The 19,101-nt window shown below is 69.3% G+C and carries 18 protein-coding genes; 17 read left to right on the forward strand and 1 reads right to left on the reverse strand.

All coding sequences use genetic code 11. The features are described 5' to 3' along the window. The first annotated feature begins 141 nt into the window (after positions 1 to 141). From ahpC to CCZ27_RS00355, 5 genes are all read left to right on the forward strand, one after another. Positions 142 to 705 (forward strand): alkyl hydroperoxide reductase subunit C, encoded by a 564-nt coding sequence (ahpC, locus tag CCZ27_RS00340; RefSeq protein WP_096444851.1) that lies wholly within the window; start codon positions 142 to 144, stop codon positions 703 to 705. 133 nt (positions 706 to 838) lie between these two features. After that, positions 839 to 2,407: an alkyl hydroperoxide reductase subunit F gene (gene ahpF, locus CCZ27_RS00345; protein ID WP_096444852.1), complete on the forward strand. Its 1,569-nt coding sequence runs from the start codon at positions 839 to 841 to the stop codon at positions 2,405 to 2,407. Between the two features lie 50 nt (positions 2,408 to 2,457). Further along, positions 2,458 to 2,619, forward strand: coding sequence for a PAS domain S-box protein (locus CCZ27_RS23190; protein WP_157748388.1), 162 nt, complete (start codon positions 2,458 to 2,460; stop codon positions 2,617 to 2,619). Further along, positions 2,616 to 3,131, forward strand: a complete 516-nt coding sequence (locus CCZ27_RS00350) for a GGDEF domain-containing protein (protein ID WP_157748389.1) — start codon at positions 2,616 to 2,618, stop codon at positions 3,129 to 3,131. The genes CCZ27_RS23190 and CCZ27_RS00350 overlap by 4 nt, the downstream gene beginning before the upstream one ends. 16 nt (positions 3,132 to 3,147) lie before the next feature. Continuing rightward, the gene (locus tag CCZ27_RS00355) at positions 3,148 to 5,046 is read left to right on the forward strand and encodes an ABC transporter ATP-binding protein (RefSeq protein WP_232516507.1); all 1,899 of its coding nucleotides are present in this window, start codon (positions 3,148 to 3,150) and stop codon (positions 5,044 to 5,046) included. A 369-nt stretch (positions 5,047 to 5,415) separates the two neighbouring features. Here the strand turns inward: CCZ27_RS00355 and CCZ27_RS00360 are convergent, their stop codons facing one another. Beyond that, positions 5,416 to 6,405, reverse strand: a complete 990-nt coding sequence (locus CCZ27_RS00360; protein WP_096444855.1) for a helix-turn-helix domain-containing protein — start codon at positions 6,403 to 6,405, stop codon at positions 5,416 to 5,418. Between the two features lie 621 nt (positions 6,406 to 7,026). Between CCZ27_RS00360 and CCZ27_RS24505 the strand changes: the two genes are divergently transcribed. The 12 genes from CCZ27_RS24505 to CCZ27_RS00415 all read left to right on the forward strand — a co-directional run bounded on the left by CCZ27_RS24505 (position 7,027) and on the right by CCZ27_RS00415 (position 19,064). Next, positions 7,027 to 7,506 carry an amine dehydrogenase large subunit gene (locus tag CCZ27_RS24505; RefSeq protein ID WP_198363231.1) on the forward strand — a complete coding sequence of 160 codons (480 nt, stop codon included), beginning with the start codon at positions 7,027 to 7,029 and terminating at the stop codon, positions 7,504 to 7,506. Beyond that, the gene (locus tag CCZ27_RS23880; protein ID WP_198363232.1) at positions 7,476 to 8,180 is read left to right on the forward strand and encodes an amine dehydrogenase large subunit; all 705 of its coding nucleotides are present in this window, start codon (positions 7,476 to 7,478) and stop codon (positions 8,178 to 8,180) included. The genes CCZ27_RS24505 and CCZ27_RS23880 overlap by 31 nt, the downstream gene beginning before the upstream one ends. Continuing rightward, entirely contained in the window at positions 8,180 to 8,731 is a 552-nt protein-coding gene (locus tag CCZ27_RS00370; protein ID WP_096444856.1) for a MauE/DoxX family redox-associated membrane protein, read from the forward strand. Before CCZ27_RS23880 ends, CCZ27_RS00370 begins: the two co-directional genes overlap by 1 nt. Further along, complete coding sequence (mauD, locus tag CCZ27_RS00375) at positions 8,728 to 9,330, forward strand: methylamine dehydrogenase accessory protein MauD (protein WP_096444857.1); 603 nt, start codon at positions 8,728 to 8,730, stop codon at positions 9,328 to 9,330. The genes CCZ27_RS00370 and mauD overlap by 4 nt, the downstream gene beginning before the upstream one ends. Positions 9,331 to 9,352: 22 nt before the next feature. Beyond that, complete coding sequence (locus tag CCZ27_RS00380; RefSeq protein WP_096444858.1) at positions 9,353 to 9,886, forward strand: methylamine dehydrogenase light chain; 534 nt, start codon at positions 9,353 to 9,355, stop codon at positions 9,884 to 9,886. A 10-nt stretch (positions 9,887 to 9,896) separates the two neighbouring features. Further along, positions 9,897 to 10,376 carry a c-type cytochrome gene (locus CCZ27_RS00385; RefSeq protein WP_096444859.1) on the forward strand — a complete coding sequence of 160 codons (480 nt, stop codon included), beginning with the start codon at positions 9,897 to 9,899 and terminating at the stop codon, positions 10,374 to 10,376. A gap of 76 nt (positions 10,377 to 10,452) precedes the next feature. After that, positions 10,453 to 11,832, forward strand: a complete 1,380-nt coding sequence (locus CCZ27_RS00390; RefSeq protein ID WP_096444860.1) for a DUF1329 domain-containing protein — start codon at positions 10,453 to 10,455, stop codon at positions 11,830 to 11,832. A gap of 32 nt (positions 11,833 to 11,864) precedes the next feature. Further along, complete coding sequence (locus tag CCZ27_RS00395; RefSeq protein ID WP_096444861.1) at positions 11,865 to 13,661, forward strand: DUF1302 domain-containing protein; 1,797 nt, start codon at positions 11,865 to 11,867, stop codon at positions 13,659 to 13,661. A gap of 52 nt (positions 13,662 to 13,713) precedes the next feature. Further along, positions 13,714 to 16,077 (forward strand): efflux RND transporter permease subunit, encoded by a 2,364-nt coding sequence (locus CCZ27_RS00400; protein ID WP_096444862.1) that lies wholly within the window; start codon positions 13,714 to 13,716, stop codon positions 16,075 to 16,077. Positions 16,078 to 16,091: 14 nt separating this feature from the next. Next, positions 16,092 to 17,039 carry a WD40/YVTN/BNR-like repeat-containing protein gene (locus CCZ27_RS00405; protein ID WP_096444863.1) on the forward strand — a complete coding sequence of 316 codons (948 nt, stop codon included), beginning with the start codon at positions 16,092 to 16,094 and terminating at the stop codon, positions 17,037 to 17,039. A gap of 11 nt (positions 17,040 to 17,050) precedes the next feature. Continuing rightward, on the forward strand, positions 17,051 to 17,524 hold the full coding sequence (locus CCZ27_RS00410) for a tellurite resistance TerB family protein (RefSeq protein WP_096444864.1): 474 nt from the start codon (positions 17,051 to 17,053) through the stop codon (positions 17,522 to 17,524). A gap of 37 nt (positions 17,525 to 17,561) precedes the next feature. Then, a complete protein-coding gene (locus tag CCZ27_RS00415; protein WP_096444865.1) occupies positions 17,562 to 19,064 on the forward strand; it encodes an aldehyde dehydrogenase family protein in 1,503 nt (500 codons plus the stop codon). The last annotated feature ends 37 nt before the right edge of the window (positions 19,065 to 19,101 follow it).

Below are 19,101 nucleotides of genomic sequence, written 5' to 3' on the forward strand. Positions count from 1 at the left end.
GGCTGCAGCCGCGGGTGGATTGATAGCTTTGTTCAATCGAGGGCATCTCGATAATCAATTAGAGCAATCCAGCGGCCGGGCTTAGACTTCCGTCCATCGAGTTTCACGAAGCAGTTCCATCAACCACCCGGAGGATATGCGATGTCCCTGATCAACAGCCAAATCAAGCCGTTCAAGGCTACCGCCTACCACAATGGCAAGTTCGTCCCGGTGTCCGACGAGAACCTGAAGGGCAAGTGGTCCGTCGTGTTCTTCTACCCGGCCGACTTCACCTTCGTGTGCCCGACCGAACTGGGCGACCTGGCCGACCTGTACCCCGAGTTCCAGAAGCTGGGCGTCGAGGTGTATTCCGTCTCCACCGACACCCATTTCACCCACAAGGCGTGGCACGACGCGTCGGACACGATCAAGAAGATCAAGTACCCGATGATCGGCGACCCCACCCAGGCCATCAGCAGCAACTTCGACGTGCTGATCGAGGAAGAGGGCCTGGCGCTGCGCGGTACCTTCGTGATCAACCCGGAAGGCGAGATCAAGGTCGCCGAGATCCACGACCTGGGCATCGGCCGCGACGCCAGGGAACTGCTGCGCAAGGTGCAGGCCGCCCAGTACGTCGCCTCGCATCCGGGCGAAGTCTGCCCCGCCAAGTGGACCCCGGGCGAAGCCACGCTGGCTCCGTCGCTGGACCTGGTCGGCAAGATCTAAGCCGCCCGCGTCTTTCCCGGGCGCAAACGCCCGGGCCGCTTTTCCCACAGCCGGCCGAGTGCCGGCTGTGTCTTATCTGCGCCGCCCCGCGCGTGCCGCGCGCCGGGCCGGACATTTCACGGACGGACCCACCATGCTCGACGCCACCATCAAGACCCAACTGAAAGCCTACCTCGAGAAGGTCACGCAGCCGATCGAGATCGTCGCGTCGCTGGACGATGGCGAGAAGTCGCGCGAGATGCAGGCCCTGCTGGCCGACATCGCGGGCCTGAGCGACAAGATCACGCTGAGCGAGGTGCGCGACGACGCGCAGCGCAAGCCCTCGTTCTCGCTCAACCGCCGGGGCGCCAACCTGGGCGTGCGTTTCGCCGGTCTGCCCATGGGCCACGAATTCACCTCGCTGATCCTGGCGCTGCTGCAGGTGGGCGGGCACCCGCCCAAGGCCGAGGCGGAGGTGATCGAGCAGATCCGCGGGCTGGAGGGCGAATACCACTTCGAGACCTACATCTCGCTGTCGTGCCACAACTGCCCGGAGGTGGTGCAGGCGCTCAACCTGATGGCGGTGATCAACCCGAACGTGCGCCACACGATGATCGACGGCGCGCTGTTCCAGGCCGAGGTCGATGCGCGCAAGATCATGGCGGTGCCGACGATCTTCCTGAACGGCGAGCCGTTCGGGCAGGGCCGCATGGAGCTGGGCGAGATCCTCGCCAAGGTCGACACCGGCGCGGCGGCGCGCGAGGCGCAGAAGCTGTCGGCCAGGGACGCGTTCGACGTGCTCGTGGTCGGCGGCGGTCCGGCGGGGGCGGCGGCGGCGATCTACGCCGCGCGCAAGGGCATCCGCACCGGCATCGTGGCCGAGCGCTTCGGCGGGCAGGTGATGGACACGATGGGCATCGAGAACTTCATCTCGGTGAAGGAGACCGAGGGGCCCAAGCTGGTGATGGCGCTCGAAGAGCACGTGCGCCAGTACGGGGTCGACATCATGAACCTGCAGCGCGCGGCCAAGGTGGTGCCCGGCAGCGCGGACGGCAGCACGCTCGCCCGGGTGCAGCTCGAGAACGGCGGCACGCTGCAGGCGAAGACGGTGATCCTGGCCACCGGGGCGCGCTGGCGCGAGATGAACGTGCCGGGCGAGAAGGCGCTGCGCGGCAAGGGCGTGGCGTACTGCCCGCACTGCGACGGCCCGCTGTTCAAGGGCAAGCGGGTGGCGGTGATCGGCGGGGGCAACTCGGGCGTGGAAGCGGCGATCGACCTGGCCGGGGTGGTGTCGCACGTGACGCTGCTCGAGTTCGCCGAGGAACTGCGCGCGGACGCGGTGCTGCAGAGCAAGCTCCACAGCCTGCCCAACGTGAAGGTGATCAAGAGCGCGCAGACCACCGAGGTGACCGGCGCCGACAAGGTCACCGGGCTGATGTACAAGGACCGGGCGTCGGGCGACACGCACTGGCTCGAACTGGAAGGCATCTTCGTGCAGATCGGCCTGCTGCCGAACACGGACTTCCTGAAGGGCACGGTGGAGCTGACGAAGTTCGGCGAGATCATCGTCGATGCCAAGGGCCACACCTCGGTGCCGGGGGTGTTCGCGGCGGGCGACTGCACGACGGTGCCGTACAAGCAGATCATCATCGCCATGGGCGAAGGGGCGAAGGCGTCGCTGTCGGCCTTCGACCACCTGATCCGTACCTCGGCTCCGGCCTGATCGCGGCGCCGCCGCGCACCCGTGGAAAGCCCCGCCCCGCGCGGGGCTTCATGCACGGCGAGCCGTGGAACCGGCGCAAGGACGGCAGCGTGTATCCGCAATGGCTGTCGATCACCCGCATGGCGGCCGATGGCGGAGGCTACGTGGGCATCTTCAGGGACATCACGCGCCGCAAGGAGGCCGAGGCGCTGATGGAGCACACGACCCGTTGACCGGCCTGCCCAATCGCGAACTGCTGCATGACCGCCTGCGCGAGGCGATGGCGCCCGCCGACCGGCACCGGCGGCGGTTTGCCGCGCTGATCGTGGATCTCGACTACTTCGAACGGGTCAATGATACGCTCGGCCATGCAGCGGGCGGCGAGCTGCTGGTGGAAGCCGGCTGCCGCATGGCCTGCTGCGTGCGTGCATCCGACACGGTGGCGCGCCTGGGTGGAGACGAATTCGCGCTGATCCTGCAGGAAGTGCGCGATACCGACGAGATCGACGAGGTCGCCCGGCGGCTGTGCGCCATGCTGGAGCAGCCTTTCGAACTGGCCGACGGGCCGGCGCAGGTCACGTCCTCGGCGGGCATCGCGCTCTATCCCGAGCACGGCGAGGACGCCGAAACCCTGCTGCGCCATGCCGACGGCGCGCTCTACCAGGCGAAGCGGGCCGGCCGCGGCCGCTACCGCCTCCATGCGCCGCCCGCGGCGAGAACGGATGCAGAACCCGAAAACCAGTAAAACCAGGCCACCGAACGTGTTCAGATTCTTCGAAAACCGGGTCGACCCCTATCCCGACGCACCGCCGGCGCTGCCGCCGCGCGGCTTTTTCGCCTTCCTGTGGAGCGGCACCGCCGGCATGCGGCCCTTCATCATGGGGATGACCCTGCTCACCGCCGCCATCGGTGCGTTCGAGGCCCTGCTGTTCGCGATGCTGGGCCGCGTCGTCGACTGGCTGGCGCGCGTCGAACCCGCGCAGTTATGGGAGCAGGAGGGCGGCAGGCTGTTGCTGCTGGGCGGCATCATCCTCGGCAGCGGCGTGCTGGTGGCGCTGCAGACCATGCTCAAGCACCAGACGCTGGCGGGCAACTTCCCGATGCGGCTGCGCTGGAACTTCCATCGCGTGATGCTCGGCCAGAGCATGAGCTTCTACCAGGACGAATTCGCCGGCCGCGTCGCGGCCAAGGTCATGCAGACCGCGCTGGCGGTGCGCGACACCGTCCTGATCCTGACCGACATCCTGGTCTTCGTCGTCATCTACTTCGTCACCATCGCCGTGGTGGTGGGCAGCTTCGCAGGCTGGATGCTGATCCCCTTCCTCGCCTGGCTGGGGCTGTACATGGTCGCGCTGCGCTGGTTCGTGCCGCGCCTGTCGCGCGTGTCGCGCGCGCAGGCCGACGCGCGCTCGCTGATGACCGGGCGCATTACCGATGCCTACACCAACATCGCCACGGTGAAGCTGTTCTCCCACGCCGGCCGCGAGGCCGCCTACGCACGCTCGGCGATGAAGGAGTTCATGGCCACGGTGCACGGCCAGATGCGGCTGGTGAGCGGCATCGAGGTGGTCAACCACACGCTCAGCATGCTGCTGATCCTGTCGACCGCGGGCGTCTCCCTGTGGCTGTGGACGCGCGGCGAGGTGGGCGTCGGCGCGGTGGCGGCGGCCACCGCGATGGCCTTGCGGCTCAACGGCATGTCGCACTGGGTGATGTGGGAGATGGCCTCGCTGTTCGAGCACGTCGGCACCGTGCAGGACGGCATCAACACCCTGTCGCGCCGCCAGCTCGTCCGCGACCGGCCCGATGCGAGGCCGCTGGCCGTGCGCCAGGGCGAGATCCGCTTCGAGAACCTGAGCTTCGCCTACGGCGCCAGCGGGCCGCAGGCGCGCAAGGTCATCGACGGCTTCTCGCTCGTCATCCGTCCCGGCGAGAAGATCGGCGTGGTGGGGCGCTCGGGGGCCGGCAAGTCGACGCTGGTGAACCTGCTGCTGCGCTTCTACGACATCGAGGAAGGCCGCATCCTGGTCGACGGCCAGGACATCGCCGACGTCACCCAGGACAGCCTGCGCGCGCAGGTCGGCATGGTGACGCAGGACACCTCGCTGCTGCACCGCTCGGTGCGCGACAACATCCTCTACGGCCGGCCCGGCGCGACCGACGCCGAGATGATCGCCGCCGCGAAGCGCGCCGAGGCGGACGACTTCATCCACACGCTGACCGACCCCAAGGGGCGACACGGCTACGATGCCCACGTCGGCGAGCGCGGCGTGAAGCTGTCCGGCGGCCAGCGCCAGCGCATCGCCATCGCCCGCGTGATGCTCAAGGACGCGCCCATCCTGCTGCTCGACGAGGCCACCAGCGCGCTCGACTCCGAGGTCGAGGTGGCGATCCAGGCCAGCCTGTACCGGCTGATGGAGGGCAAGACGGTGGTGGCGATCGCGCACCGGCTGTCGACGATCGCGGCCATGGACCGGCTCGTCGTGATGGACAGGGGGCGCATCGTCGAGGAAGGCGACCACCGCAGCCTGCTCGCCAGGGGCGGCCTGTACGCGCGCCTGTGGGCGCACCAGAGCGGCGGCTTCCTCGGCGCGGAAGCGGACGACGAGGACGGCGGCGACGCGGCGGAGGCGGGCGGGCGCATCGCCGCATCGGCCTGAAGCGGGCGGCGCGGCCGCCGTGCGGGCAAAAAGAAGCCCCGCCGTGCGGCGAGGCTTGAACCATCTCGAGGGGTTCGAGAGGAGGAGACAGGCGCAACTATAGCGATGCGTCAATTAAGTTGCAATAAGAAACTGTTGCAATGTGAAAGCATCTCCCCGCCGCTGGATTTCCACCGACGGACTCCTCTTCCGGACCAGGATTTTCGCCGCGCCGCGGCGGCGGCAAGGCCCCGTGCCCGGCCTGCAAGGGGCAGGCGCTTGCCGATTTCGGATAGGCCGCCTGCCGGCCGGCGTCCGCAATGAAGGCAGGCGCCGGCCGGCCGCCCCGCGGTGGTGCGGCCGGGCAAGACCGCGCCGCCGCCTTTCCGCCTAGCAGCGATGCAGCATCGCGCTGCGCAGGGTCTCGGAAGGCAGTTCGCCGAACATCGCCCTGTAGTCCGCGGCGAAGTGCGACAGATGCCAGAAGCCCCAGCGCGCGGCGATGTCGGCGACGGTGCCGGCCGCCGGGTCGGCGCGCTTGAGGGCGCGGCGCACGCCGTTCAGGCGCATCGCGCGCAGGAAGCTCACCGGGTTCAGATTGAGCACGTCCTGGAAGCTGTACTGCAGCGTGCGCCGCGACACGCGCAGTTCGGCGCACAGGTCGGCGACGGTGATCGGTTCCTCGATGTGGGCCTGCATGTATTCGCGGGCGCGCTCCACCACCAGTTGGCGCGCATTGCACGACGGGGTGGGGCGGTTCTCGGACTGGTTGCCGGCGACGGCGATCAGGCTGCCGAAGATCGCCTGCTCCAGCGCCTTGCGCATCTGCGCATGGCGCAGCATCTCCGGCGTCGCCCGCAGGCTGGCGATGACCGTGCCCAGGAAGCTGCGCAGGTTCTCCGCCTGCGCCGGGGTGGAAGGCGTCACCCGACAGGTGGCGAGTTCGGCCTCCAGGTCGCGGTGTTCCACCTGCAGCGCATAGGTGTTGAGCGCCTGCGCGTCGGCCGTCACCGCGAGGACGTCATGCACGCGCGGCGTGCGGAAATCGAGTTCCTGCCCGCCCCTGAGGGTGATGACGGAGTCGGCGTCGACGATCTCGCCGCAGTACCAGCCCTTGCCGTCCACCTCGACCGGCACGCCGAAGGTGCGGGACCCCTCCCATGCCTGGCCGACTTCGCGTACCGACTGGTTCGTGCGCTCGCGGAAGACCTGCACGTTGTCGAACCAGTACTCCTCGAAGCTGCCGCAGAAGGCCCCGGCGGTGAGCTGGTCGTAGCGCTGCTTCCAGTGCTGCAGGCAGGACGCATGGTCGTCCGCGTCGCGGGTGTCGCGCGCAACGGCGGTGTAAGCCTGGTCGTGGGATGCCGTCGTCGCGGTCATGGCAGCGCTTCTCCGGAGCGGGTCGTGTCGGAGAGGCGGCAGCAAATGCCGTGCCCGCGGCGGCAGAGGTGCGCGGGCAGCCTTGCGGCACGGCGGGGAAGGGCGGCGGGCCGTTTCCGCCGGGCGTGGATCGGGCGGTTGCGCAGGGCATGCGGGGCCTGGCCGCGCGCACGCGAAAACCGCGCTTTCCCGCAGCCGGGAAGCGCAGTGGCTCGATTGTTCATTTCCGTCTGTCTCCTGACCGGAAATCGGTTGCTTGTCGTTATGTAAGTGTTTCTTTTTTTCAGGCTAAACCTGAATTTGCCCCGGCGACAAGGGCTTTCGTGCAGATGCCGCGGAGCGGTCCGCGCTGCCGGGTCCTGTATCGGAATGGTGCGGCGCAGTATCACTTTGGTGCAGTCGGGCGCGGTTTCGCCGTGCGCCGCGCCGTTGCCGATTTCGGATAACGGCATCGGAATTCTCCATCCCAGAATCCGTTCCACCCGCCGTTTTGACGTGCATCAAATCCGGCGCGGACAACGAGTGCATCCGCCGCCCTGCCGGGCGGACGGGTTCCGAGGATTCCGCCGCGAGGCCGGGCAGACCGCCACGGCCGCGCGGCGGGCAACAAGGAGGTTTGCCGTGGTTCGACACCGCGCCCTGCGAACCTGCGCCGCAGCCTTGCTGATCGCCCTCACCGGGGTGTCGGCACGGGCCGAGCTGCAGGTCGAGATTCCCAAGGTGGCCGAGATGCCGCCTCCCAACCCCTATCGCATCTTCCTGTCGGACGTCGCCATCGGCCACATCGTCGATGGCCGGCTGCACGTCATCGACGGCGACGGCCTGCGCTACCTCGGCATGGTGGCGACCGGCTACGCGGGGCAGGCGATCCTGTCGCCGGACCGCAGGGAGATCTACGTCGCCACCACCTACTACTCGCGCCTGTCGTCGGGGGTGCGCACCGACACGGTGGACATCCACGACGCGCAGACGCTGGTGAAGACCGGCGAGATCATCATCCCGCCGATCCATGCCCAGGCGCTGCACTACAAGGGCACCATCCGCCCTCGGCCGACGGCCGCTGGCTCTACGTGCTCAACGCCACGCCCGCGGTGTCGGTGACGGTGATCGACCTGAAGGCGAGGAAGGTCGCCTCGCAGGTGGACATCCCCGGCTGCTGGATCCTGCTGCCGCCGCAGAGCGCGTCGGACCGCTTCTCCACCATCTGCGGCGACGGCACGATGCTCACCGTCACCCACGACGGCGAGGGCCGGGAGGTCGCGCAGCGCAAGAGCGCCGCGTTCTTCGACCCGGATGCCGACCCCATCTTCATCCACGGCGAGCAGGACGGCGACACCTACCGCTTCGTGTCCTACGGCGGCGACCTCTACACCGCCCACGTCGGCGGCGAGGTGGCGAGCTTCGAGCCGAAGTGGCCGCTGCTCACCGAGCGCGAGCGCAAGGCCGGCTGGCGTCCCGGCGGCTACCAGTTGCTCGCCCAGCACAAGGCCAGCGGCCGCGTCTTCGTCGGCATGCACGACGGCGCGAAGGCCGGCAGCCACAAGTCCCCGGCCAAGGAGATCTGGAGCTTCGATCTCAAGACCAGGAAGCGCATCGCCCGTGCGCCGGGCAGCAACGCCATCGCGCTGGCCGTCAGCCAGGGCGACAGGCCGCGCCTGTTCGCCTACGACGGCGTGAAGGGCGGCCTCGCCGTGTACGACGCGGCGGCCGCGCTCAAGCCCGCCGGACGCATGGACGGCGTGGGCGAAACGCCTTCGCTGATGGAGCTGCACTGATGGACGCCCTCGCACTCGACCCCGTGCTGGCGCGCGCCTGCGGCGCGGCGCTGGCGGTGATCCTGCTGCTGGGCGCGTGGCAGAAGCTGCGCGACGTGGCGGTGTTCGAAGCCTCGGTGGAGCTGTACCGGCTGCTGCCCGAAGCGCTGGTGCCCGCGTTCGCCCGCGTGTTCCCGGTGCTCGAAGCCATTGCCGGCACCGCCCTGCTGTTCGACGGCACGCGCGCCGCCGGCCTCGCCGTGGGCGCGCTGGTGCTGGGCGCGGCGACGCTGGCGGTGGCGATCAACGTCGCCCGCGGCCGCACCGGCATCGACTGCGGCTGCGGCGGCGCCGAAGGCCACACCCGCCTGTCGTGGGCGCTCGTCGTGCGCAACGCGGTGCTGCTCGCGCTGCTCGGCGCCGGTGCGCAGGCCGGCGCCGAGCGCAGCCTGGTCTGGATCGACTACCTCTCGGTGGCCGGCGGCACGCTGATGCTGCTCGCCCTCCATGCGGCAGCCAACCAGTTGCTCGCCAACCATCCCCATCTCGCCCAAATGAGGAACGGATCATGAACCAAGCCCTGATCGTCTCCAACGTCCTGCTGTGGATCGCGGTGCTCGCCGCGCTGGCCGGAATCTTCGCCCTCGCGCGCCAGATCGGCGTGCTGTACGAGCGCGTCGCGCCGATGGGCGCCCTCATGCTCGACACCGGCCCGCAGGTCGGCGAGGCGGCGCCGGTGTTCGACCTGCCGCAGCTCGTCGCCGGCCGCGATCGCGTCTCGCTGGGCCTGCCGGCGCAAAAGAGCACGCTGCTGTTCTTCCTGTCGCCCACCTGCCCGGTGTGCAAGAAGCTGCTGCCCATCCTGCGCTCGGCCAACCAGTCCGAACGCGACTGGCTGCGCATCGTGCTGACCTCCGACGGCGAGCAGCCCGAGCACCTCGCCTTCTACGACAAGGCCGGCCTCTCCGGCTTCCCCTACGTGCTGTCGCGCGAACTGGGCATCGCCTGGCGCGTGGCCAAGCTGCCCTACGCGGTGCTGATCGACGAGCAGGGGCGGGTCGCCGCCAAGGGGCTGGTCAATTCCCGCGAGCAGCTCGAAAGCCTCTTCACTGCCAAGGAGCTGGGCGTGGCATCGGTGCAGGACTATCTCGAACAGCCCGGCCGCGCCTGATCCGGAACACAGGAGAACGACGATGAAATGGCTGGATGAATTCTTCGAGCGCAGGACGCGCAAGGTGGCGCAGCGCGCGTCGCGGCGCAGCGCGCTGATCGGCATCGGCAAGCTGCTGGTGGGCTCGGCCTTCGTGCTGCCGGTGCTGCCCTTCGACCGCACCGCCCAGGCCGCCGGCGCGGCGATGAAGAAGGCCGGCGGCAAGGCCCCGACCGAGCAGGACTGCGAGTACTGGCGCTACTGCGCGCAGGACGGCTACCTGTGCAACTGCTGCGGCGGCACTGCGACGAGCTGCCCGCCGGGCACGGAGGCGTCCAAGGTGTCGTGGATCGGCACCTGCCACAACCCGGAGGACGGCAAGGACTATCTCATCAGCTACAACGACTGCTGCGGCAAGACGGCCTGCGGGCGCTGCTTCTGCAACACCAACGAGCGCGAGATGCCGGGCTACCGCATGGGCCTGCACAACGACATCAACTGGTGCATGGCCAACGACTCGACGATGTTCCACTGCACCATGGCCACGGTGGTCGGCCTGGCGCAGCCGCAGGGTTGAGGAGGCGGCGATGGACGGCATGCGCACGCCGGGCCGGATCGGGCGGGGCGGGAAGGCCGCCGCGCTCGCCGCGGCCTTCCTCGCCGCGGCCGGCGCGGGCGCGCCGGCCGTCGCCGACGACGCCGGCAAGGCCCGCTACCAGTACATCCTGAACTGCGCCGGCTGCCACCAGGCCGACGGCAGCGGCGCCCGGTCGGGCGGGGTGCCGACGATGCGCGGCCAGCTCGGCCACTTCCTCAGGCTGCCCGAGGGCAGGGCATTCCTCGTGCAGGTGCCCGGCACCTCGAATTCGCCGCTGTCGAACGGCGACATCGCGCGGATGCTGAACTGGATGGCGGCGTCCTTCTCCGCCGACACCGTGCCGGCCGGCTTCGTCCCCTACACCGAGGCCGAAGTCACCGGACTGCGCAGCAAGAAGCTGGCGAACGTGTCCGCGGTGCGCCGCGGCATCGTCGAGCAACTCGCCGCGCAGGGCATACGCATCGACTGAACGTGAGGCGCCCGGCCGCCAGGCGGCCGGTCCCGCAATTCCGCAGCAATCCCTTTCTTCCGACGAGGACACCCAGATGCGCAAAACGACAACGAAATCCCTGCGTCCCGGCCTGCTGTGCACGGCGCTCGCCGCCCTGCTGGCGAGTCCGCCGGCGGGCGCCGCCGCGACCGAGGCCGAGATCGCCGGCCTCGGCAAGACGCTCACCCCCATCGGCGCCGAGGCCGGCAAGAATGCCGACGGCAGCATCCCGGCATGGAGCGGCGGGCTGAACCAGGTGCCCGCGGGCTGGAAGCCGGGCAGGCTCGACCCCTACAAGGACGACAAGCCGCTGTTCGCCATCGATGCCGGCAACGCCGACAAGTACGCCGACAAGCTGTCGGCCGGCCAGCTCGCCCTGCTCAAGACCTACAAGGGCTACCGCATGGACGTGTATCCGACCCGGCGCAGTTGCCCGGTGCCGGATTTCGTCGCCGCGCAGACGAAGAAGAACGCCGCCGCCGCGAAGCTCGGCGCCGACGGCTGGCAGCTCGAAGCGGTGGTGGGCGGCGGCACTCCCTTCCCTTTCCCGAAGAGCGGCGCCGAGGCGATGTGGAACTACAAGCTGCGCTACACCGGCCTGGGCCGGCGCGCGCAGATCTCGGCGCTGATGCCAGACAAGGACGGCTCCTACGTCGAGAACAAGCAGTGGGCCTACGAGCTGTATCCGTTCAACGATCCCAAGGTCGCCGGGCCGGCGGACGTCGGCGGCGTCGAATCCAAGCTGCTGTTCGACGTGCTGTCGCCCGCCTCGCGCGCCGGCGAGGGCTACCTGATCCACGCCTTCATCGACAAGCCGCAGGACGCCTGGATCTACTTCCCCGGCCAGCGCCGCGTGCGCCGCTCGCCCACCTTCGCCTACGACAACCCGATCGCCGGCTTCGACAACCTCTACTTCGTCGACCAGATCAACATGTTCACCGGCGCGCTCGACCGCTACGACTACAAGCTGGCCGGCAAGAAGGAGATGTTCGTCCCCTACAACTCCTACAGGCTGATCGACAAGAACAACAAGTTCAAGGACATGCTCGGCCCCGACTACGTGAACCGCGACTACCTGCGCTACGAGCTGCACCGCGTGTGGGTGGTGGAGGCCACGGTCAAGGGCGACAAGCGCCATTCCTTCGCCAAGCGGGTGTTCCACTTCGACGAGGACTCCTGGGCGCTGCTGCAGGTCGACATGTACGACGCCAAGGGCAACCTGTGGCGCGTGCAGGAGGGCAGCCTGTGGGCCGCCCCCGACGTCGGCGCCTGCATGGCGTACGAGACGCAGATGTACGACCTCGTCGCCCGCCGCTACGTGACCGACAACTGGACGGCCGAAGGCGAGGTGATCGATCTCACCGCCGCCAAGGAAGGCCGCGTGACCGCCGCCACCTTCAGCCAGGACGAGATGCGCCGCCGCGGCGAGCGCTGATCCCGACCCGACCGCATCCAGGAGATTTCCCCATGAAGACTCAGACGATCGCGCATCGTCGGGCGGCGCGCGCCGTGGCGCCTGCCGCGCTGGCCCTGGCCGTCGCCGCCGCGCTGTGGGCGCCGGCCAGCCACGCCTTCCGCTTCGGCTCCGAAGAAGGGCTGTCGGGCAGCTTCGACAGCACCCTCTCGTTCGGCCTGATCGGCCGTACCCAGTCGCCGGGCTGCCAGTCCATCGGCAACGACAGCGGCGGCTGCAACAACGGCACCAACAACGAGCTGCAGGCCAGGCAGGGCGCCGGCGGCTACGCCAACGCCGACTTCAACTTCACCAACTTCGACGACGGCAGCCTCAACTACAAGAAGGGCGACATCGTGTCGGCGGTGCTCAAGGGCACGCACGACCTTTCGCTCAAGCTGCCCGGCGGCTGGAGTTCGCTGGTGCGCATGACGTGGTTCCACGACTTCAAGGCCGACGACACCCGCCGCACCGGCGTCGCCGACGAGGCATCGGGCGACGTCACGCTGCTCGACGCCTGGGTGGCGAAGAGCTTTTCCATCGGCGAGCGCAACGGCAAGATCAAGCTCGGCAACCAGGTGATCTCCTGGGGCGAGGACATCTTCATCCTCGGCGGCGTGAACCAGATCAACGCCATCGACCTGCAGAAGTTCCACGTGCCCGGCACGCAGTTGAAGGAGATCTTCATCCCGGCGCCGATGCTGTCCGGCTCGCTCGGCCTGAGCGAGAACCTCGGCGTCGAAGCCTACTACCAGTTCGCCTGGAACGGCTTCAAGTTCGACCCGGCGGGCACCTTCTTCTCCACCGCCGACGTGCTCGGCGAGGGGCGGCGGGTGGCCTACGTGCCGACCAGCATCATCGAGGACGTCGCCGGCCCCGGCGCCTGCGCCGGCCTGCCCAACGGCCGCTGCGGCGACGCCTCCGGGTTGTCGGACGCCGACGCGATAGCGGCCGGCATCGCCGTGCCCTACCTCGGCACCAGAAAGCCGCGGCGGGCCGGCCAGTACGGGGTGAACCTGCGCTACAACGCCGAGGACATCGACACCGAGTTCGCCTTCACCTACCAGCGCTACCACGACAAGCTGCCCTTCCTCGGCTTCACCGGCTCGCCGGACGGCGCGGTCACCGGCTACTTCGTCGCCTACGGCGAGAACAAGGACCTGTACGCCATCTCGGCCAACACCAAGATCGCCAACGTCGCCGTCGGTGCCGAACTGTCGTACCGGCCGCAGGACAGCGTGGGCGTCGATCCCACGGTGCCCTCCGGTTCGCTCGCCGGCGCGTTCGACCGCAACAGCGTCTACGACGTCGGCCGCCATCCGGGCTTCGTCGAGGAAGAGAAGTACCAGTTCCACCTCACCGGCTTCTACACCTTCTCGCACAACGATCCGCTCGGCGGGCTGGCCAAGGCGATCGGCGCCAGCGACGGCTTCATCCTCGCCGAGGCGGCGGTCACCCACTATCCGGGGCTCGACACCAGCGGCCGCATCCCATACTTCCTGCCCAACTATGCGCTGCCGGACAAGACCTCGTGGGGCTACGTGGCCGAGATCGGCATGAACTACCCCAACGCCTTCGGCAGCGGCGTGACGCTGACGCCGCAGATCGACTGGTACCACGACGTCTCCGGCACCAGCCCGAACGCGATCCCCTTCGTGGAAGGGCGCAAGGCGCTGACGGTGTCGCTGTTCGCCAACTACCGCGACCGCTGGAAGGGCGCGCTGCAGTGGGTGACGTTCGCCGGCGGCGGCGCCAACAACCTGATGCGCGACCGCGACTTCGTGTCCGCCAGCCTTTCGTACTCGTTCTGATGCGCCCTGCCGGGGCGGACGCTGCCCGCCCCGGCCTCCTGGAATCCCCCACATGATCGAGAAACTCGTGCTGGCCCTGCAGCGCGTCTGCTTCCGGTTCCGGCTGCCCATCCTGCTCGCGCTGCTGGCCTTCACCGCGGCGATGGCGGTCTTCGCCGCGCGCCTGCACATGAGCGCCGGCTTCGACAAGCAGTTGCCGCAGGACCACGAATACATCCAGACCTTCAACCAGTACCGCGATGTGCTGTTCGGCGCCAACCGCATCATCGTCACCGTCGAGGCGGCGCACGGCGACATCTGGAACGAGAAGGCGCTCACCCGGCTGTACGACGTCACCCAGGCGCTGTTCTTCATGAAGGGCATCGACCGCCGCACGGTGAGTTCGCTGTGGACGCCCAATACCCGCGCGGTGCAGATCACCGAAGAGGGCATGAAGGCCGAGGACGTGATCGGCGGCGACGTCACCGTGAAGGCGCTCACCCCGGACAACATCGCCGCGATCCGCGAGCGCACCATCGTCGGCGGCTTCATCGGCAGCCTGGTGGCGAACGATTCGTCCTCGGCGATGGTGGTGGCGGAGCTGGCCGACCCCGATCCGCAGACCGGCGAGCGCCTCGACTACGCGGAATTCAGCCAGCGGCTCGAAAAGGAAGTGCGCGCCGCCTTCGGCGACGACGACATCCGCATCCGCATCATCGGCTTCGCCAAGCAGATGGGCGACATCTCGGAAGGCGCCACCGGCGTCGTCGAATTCTTCGCGCTCGCCTTCCTGCTGACCGCCGCCGCCGTCTACTGGTACACCCGCTCGTGGGTGCTCACCTTCCTGCCGCTGGCCTGCTCGCTGGTGTCGGTAGTGTGGCAGTTCGGCACCATCACGCTGCTCGGCTTCGGCCTGGACCCGCTCGCCATCCTGGTGCCCTTCCTGGTGTTCGCGATCGGCGTGTCGCACGGCATCCAGCAGGTGAACTACATCGCCAAGGAGGTCATCAACGGCGCCGACGGCTACACCGCTGCCAGCCGCAGCTTCACCGGCCTGCTGGTGCCGGGCACGCTGGCGCTGATCACCGCCTTCGTCGGCTTCGCCACCCTCGTGCTGGTGCCGATCCCGATGATCCGCGAGCTGGCGATCACCGCCTCGGTGGGGGTGGCCTACAAGATCGTCACCAACCTCATCATGCTGCCGGTGCTGGCGAGCTACTTCCGCTTCGACGACAAGTTCGTGCTGCGCGCGAGCAAGGTCGAGGGCATGCGCAACCGCCTGATGGCCGGGCTCGGCGTGCATATCGCCAACCCGCGCAACGCCGCCATCGGCACGCTCGCCGGCGTCGTGCTGCTGGGGGTGGCGGTGTGGCAGAGCCAGGGCCGCCACGTCGGCCACGTGCTGCCCGGCGCCCCCGAACTGCACGACGACTCGCGCTACAACCAGGACGTGGAGGCCGTCGTCGCGCGCTACAGCCTGGGGCTGGACCTGCTCACCGTGGTGGCCGAGACGCCGGCCGAGGGCTGCTTCCGCCACGACGTCATGAGCCATGTCGACCGCCTCACCTGGCATCTGGCCAACGTCCCCGGCGTGCTGTCGGCGCAGTCGCTGCCCACGCTCACCAAGCTCGCCGCCTCGGGCGTGAACGAGGGCAACCCGAAATGGGCCGCGCTGCCGCAGGAAGAACTGACGCTGGGCGAGGCGGTGCGCCAGGTCCCCGAGGGGCTGCGCCTGTTCAACGCCGAATGCACCGTGCTGCCGGTGAACCTCTACCTCGCCGACCACAAGGCGTCGACGATCAAGGACGTGGTGGCGGCGGCGAAGCATTTCCGCGACACCCGGCCCTTCGACGGCGTCACCGTGCGGCTGGCCAGCGGCAACGCCGGCGTGCAGGCGGCGACCAACGAGGTGGTCGAGCATTCCGAGCTGCCGATGATGCTCTACGTCTATGCCACGATCCTCGTGCTGGTGTTCGCGGTGTACCGCGACTGGCGCGCGATGATCGCCTGCTGCGTGCCGCTGACGCTGGCCACCTTCCTCGGCTACTGGTTCATGAAGTCGCTCGACATCGGCCTCACCGTGGCGACCCTGCCGGTCATGGTGCTGGCGGTGGGCATCGGCGTGGACTATGCCTTCTACATCTACAACCGCCTGCAGATGCACATGGCGCACGGCGAGGACATCGTCACCGCCTTCAAGCAGGCGCTGCGCGAAGTCGGCGTGGCGACGGTGTTCACCGCGGTGACGCTGTCGATCGGCGTGGCGACGTGGTCGTTCTCCGCGCTCAAGTTCCAGGCCGACATGGGCATGCTGCTGACCTTCATGTTCATGATGAACATGATCATGGCGATCACCCTGCTGCCGGCGCTGGCGGTGACGATAGACATGCTGATCCCGCGCCGCGGCCCGGTGCGGGCGCCGCTGATGGCGCACTGACAGGGAGCGCGACGATGCTGAAGAAAACGATGCCGCGCCTGGTCCTCGCCGCCGCCGCGCTCGCCGCCGTGCCGCTGCAGGCGGCCGATACCGCGCCGGTGCCGGCGATGGCGGCGCGCCTGGCGGCCAGGGTGCCGGTGACCGGCATGGCGCGGGCGGGCGACGCCCTGGTGGCGGTGGGCGACTACGGCACGGCGATCCGCTCCACCGACGGCGGGCGGACCTGGCAGCAGGCGGCGGTGCCGGTGAGCACGCTGCTCACCGCGGTGCATTTCGCCGACGCCAGCAATGGCTGGGCGGTGGGCCACGGCGGCGTCGTGCTCGCCAGCCGCGACGGCGGCGCCACCTGGGCGTTGCAGCAGGTGCTGGACGGCAAGCCGGTGCTGCTGTCGGTGTACTTCGAATCCGCCGGGCGCGGCTACGCCGTCGGCGCCTACGGCAGCGCCTGGCGCACCGCCGACGGCGGCGCCACTTGGGCGCCGATGATGGTGGGCAGCGGGGCGGATGCCGACATGCACCTCAACCACCTCTTCGCCGCGCCCGGCGGCGCGCTCTACATCGCCGCCGAAAGCGGCCTCGCGTTCCGCTCCGGCGATGGCGGCGATACCTGGACCACGCTCAGGCCGGGCGCCTCGGGCTCGCTGTGGAGCGGCCTGGCGGCGGGCGACGAGATCCTGCTGCTGGGCATGAGCGGCCGCGTGCTCGCCAGCCGCGACGGTGGCGGACACTGGCGCACGCTCGACAGCGGCACCGGGCAGTCGCTCACCGGCGCGGTGGCGGATGCCGACGGCCGTCTGACGGTGGTCGGCGCCGGCGGCGCGGTGCTGCGCGGCGGGCACGACCGGCTGGCCGCCGAAGTCCGCGCCGACCGCCAGAACCTCGCCGCCGTGCTGCTTGCGCCCGATGGCGGCGTGGTCGTCGGCGGCCAGCTCGGCGTCGAGCGCCTCGATCCCCCTCGCTGACGGAGACCCCCATGCTGACAAGACTGATCGCGCTGCTGCGCGGCGACATCGAGGCCGAAGCGAGCGAGAGCGGCCCCTTCGAACGCCGCCAGATCGCCGTCGCCGTGCTGCTGCTCGAAGCGATGTACGTCGATCACCGCGCCTCCGAGAACGAACACGCCGCGGTGACGCGCCTGCTGCGCGAGCACTTCGGCCTGCCCGACGCGCTCGCGCTCGAACTGGTGCGCGTCGCCGGGGAGCGCTATGCCGAAGTGCTGGACGACTGGGAATTCACCGAGGCGGTGCGGGTCGGCTTCGATGCCGGCGCGCGCCGGCAGATCCTCACCATGCTGTGGGAGGTCGCCTATGCCGACGGCGACCTCGCGCGCCTGGAAAGCCGCCTGCTGGCGCGGCTGGCGGGCCAGCTCGAACTCGACGCCGCCGCGATCGAGGCCGCGCGGGCCGCGGCGGCGGCGCGCTCCGGCCTCATCGGCAACGGCGGCTGAACCTTTTTCACCGAAGAAGTCACCACAGGAGACACACATGGCGCCCTATTCCGACCAACTCGTCAGCGCGGCCACGCGCGAATTCCTTGCCCGCCCCGGGCGCATGCTGATCGGCGCCGAATGGGCCGACGCCGTCAGCGGCGAAACCCTCGCCGTGGTCGATCCGGCCAGCGGCACCGCCTTCACCAGCGTGCCCGCGGGCGACGCGGCCGACATCGACCGCGCCGTGCAGGCCGCGCGGCGCGCCTTCGAATCGGGCGACTGGCCCAGGATGCGGCCGGTGGACCGCGAACGCCTGCTGCTCAAGTTCGCCGACCTCATCGAAGCCAACGCCCAGGAACTGGCCGAGATCGAAGCGCTCGACAACGGCAAGCCGGTGATGATGGCGCGCCACGTCGACGTCGCGCTGGTGGTCGACTTCCTGCGCTACATGGCGGGCTGGGCGACCAAGATCGAAGGCTCGACGATGGACGTGTCGGTGCCGCTGATGCGCGACCGCGAACTGTTCGGCTTCACCCGCCGCGAGCCGGTCGGCGTGGTCGGCGCCATCATCCCGTGGAACTTCCCGCTGCTGATGGCGGCGTGGAAGGTGGGCCCGGCGCTGGCGAGCGGCTGCACCATGGTGCTCAAGCCCGCCGAGGAAACGCCGCTCACCGCGCTGCGCTTCGCCGAACTGGCGCTGCAGGCGGGCTACCCGCCCGGCGTGCTCAACGTCGTCACCGGCCTGGGCCACACCGCCGGCGCCGCGCTCGCCGGCCACAAAGGCATCGAGAAGGTCGCCTTCACCGGCTCCACCGAGATCGGCAAGCTCGTCGGCAAGGCCGCCATCGACAACATGACACGCGTGTCGCTGGAACTGGGCGGCAAGAGCCCGGTGATCGTGCTCGACGACGCCGACCCCACGATGGCCGCGGCCGGCGCGGCGCAGGCCATCTTCTTCAACCAGGGCCAGGTGTGCACCGCCGGCTCGCGCCTCTACGTGCACAAGAGCCGCTTCGAGCAGGTCGTCGAAGGGCTGTCGGGCATCGCCGCCGCGATGAAGCTGGGGCCGGGCATCGATCCGGATACCCAGGTCGGCCCGCTGGTGTCGGCAGTGCAGCAGCAGCGCGTGCTCGGCTACATCCAGAGCGGCTTCGCCGAGGGCGCGCGCGCCGCGGCGGGCGGCGCAGCCGGCGAGGGGGCGGGCTACTTCGTCAAGCCCACGGTGCTGGTCGATACCCGCGACGACATGAAGGTGGTGCGCGAGGAGATCTTCGGTCCGGTGGTGGTGGCGATGCCGTACGACGATCTGGACGAGGTCGCCCGCCGCGCCAACGACACGCCCTACGGGCTGGCGGCCAGCATCTGGTCGAACGACCTGTCGCGCGTGCATCGGCTGATCCCCAGGATCAAGGCCGGCACGGTGTGGGTCAATTGCCACAACATCCTCGACAACGCCATGCCCTTCGGCGGCTACAAGCAGTCGGGCATCGGCCGCGAGATGGGGCGCGCGGTGCTGGATCTCTACACCGAGAGCAAGTCGGTGATCATGGCGCTCTGATCCGCGGCGCCGCCTCCGCGCGAAGCCCGGCCCCGGC

Source organism: Thauera sp. K11, from assembly GCF_002354895.1.
Taxonomy (GTDB): domain Bacteria; phylum Pseudomonadota; class Gammaproteobacteria; order Burkholderiales; family Rhodocyclaceae; genus Thauera; species Thauera sinica.

Coding starts and splice junctions, on each gene's coding strand:
- ahpC (WP_096444851.1), top strand. CDS start 142: ATGTCCCTGATCAACAGCCAAATCAAGCCGTTCAAGGCTACCGCCTAC.
- ahpF (WP_096444852.1), top strand. CDS start 839: ATGCTCGACGCCACCATCAAGACCCAACTGAAAGCCTACCTCGAGAAG.
- CCZ27_RS23190 (WP_157748388.1), top strand. CDS start 2,458: ATGCACGGCGAGCCGTGGAACCGGCGCAAGGACGGCAGCGTGTATCCG.
- CCZ27_RS00360 (WP_096444855.1), bottom strand. CDS start 6,405: ATGACCGCGACGACGGCATCCCACGACCAGGCTTACACCGCCGTTGCG.
- CCZ27_RS00370 (WP_096444856.1), top strand. CDS start 8,180: ATGGACGCCCTCGCACTCGACCCCGTGCTGGCGCGCGCCTGCGGCGCG.
- mauD (WP_096444857.1), top strand. CDS start 8,728: ATGAACCAAGCCCTGATCGTCTCCAACGTCCTGCTGTGGATCGCGGTG.
- CCZ27_RS00380 (WP_096444858.1), top strand. CDS start 9,353: ATGAAATGGCTGGATGAATTCTTCGAGCGCAGGACGCGCAAGGTGGCG.
- CCZ27_RS00385 (WP_096444859.1), top strand. CDS start 9,897: ATGGACGGCATGCGCACGCCGGGCCGGATCGGGCGGGGCGGGAAGGCC.
- CCZ27_RS00390 (WP_096444860.1), top strand. CDS start 10,453: ATGCGCAAAACGACAACGAAATCCCTGCGTCCCGGCCTGCTGTGCACG.
- CCZ27_RS00395 (WP_096444861.1), top strand. CDS start 11,865: ATGAAGACTCAGACGATCGCGCATCGTCGGGCGGCGCGCGCCGTGGCG.
- CCZ27_RS00400 (WP_096444862.1), top strand. CDS start 13,714: ATGATCGAGAAACTCGTGCTGGCCCTGCAGCGCGTCTGCTTCCGGTTC.
- CCZ27_RS00405 (WP_096444863.1), top strand. CDS start 16,092: ATGCTGAAGAAAACGATGCCGCGCCTGGTCCTCGCCGCCGCCGCGCTC.
- CCZ27_RS00410 (WP_096444864.1), top strand. CDS start 17,051: ATGCTGACAAGACTGATCGCGCTGCTGCGCGGCGACATCGAGGCCGAA.
- CCZ27_RS00415 (WP_096444865.1), top strand. CDS start 17,562: ATGGCGCCCTATTCCGACCAACTCGTCAGCGCGGCCACGCGCGAATTC.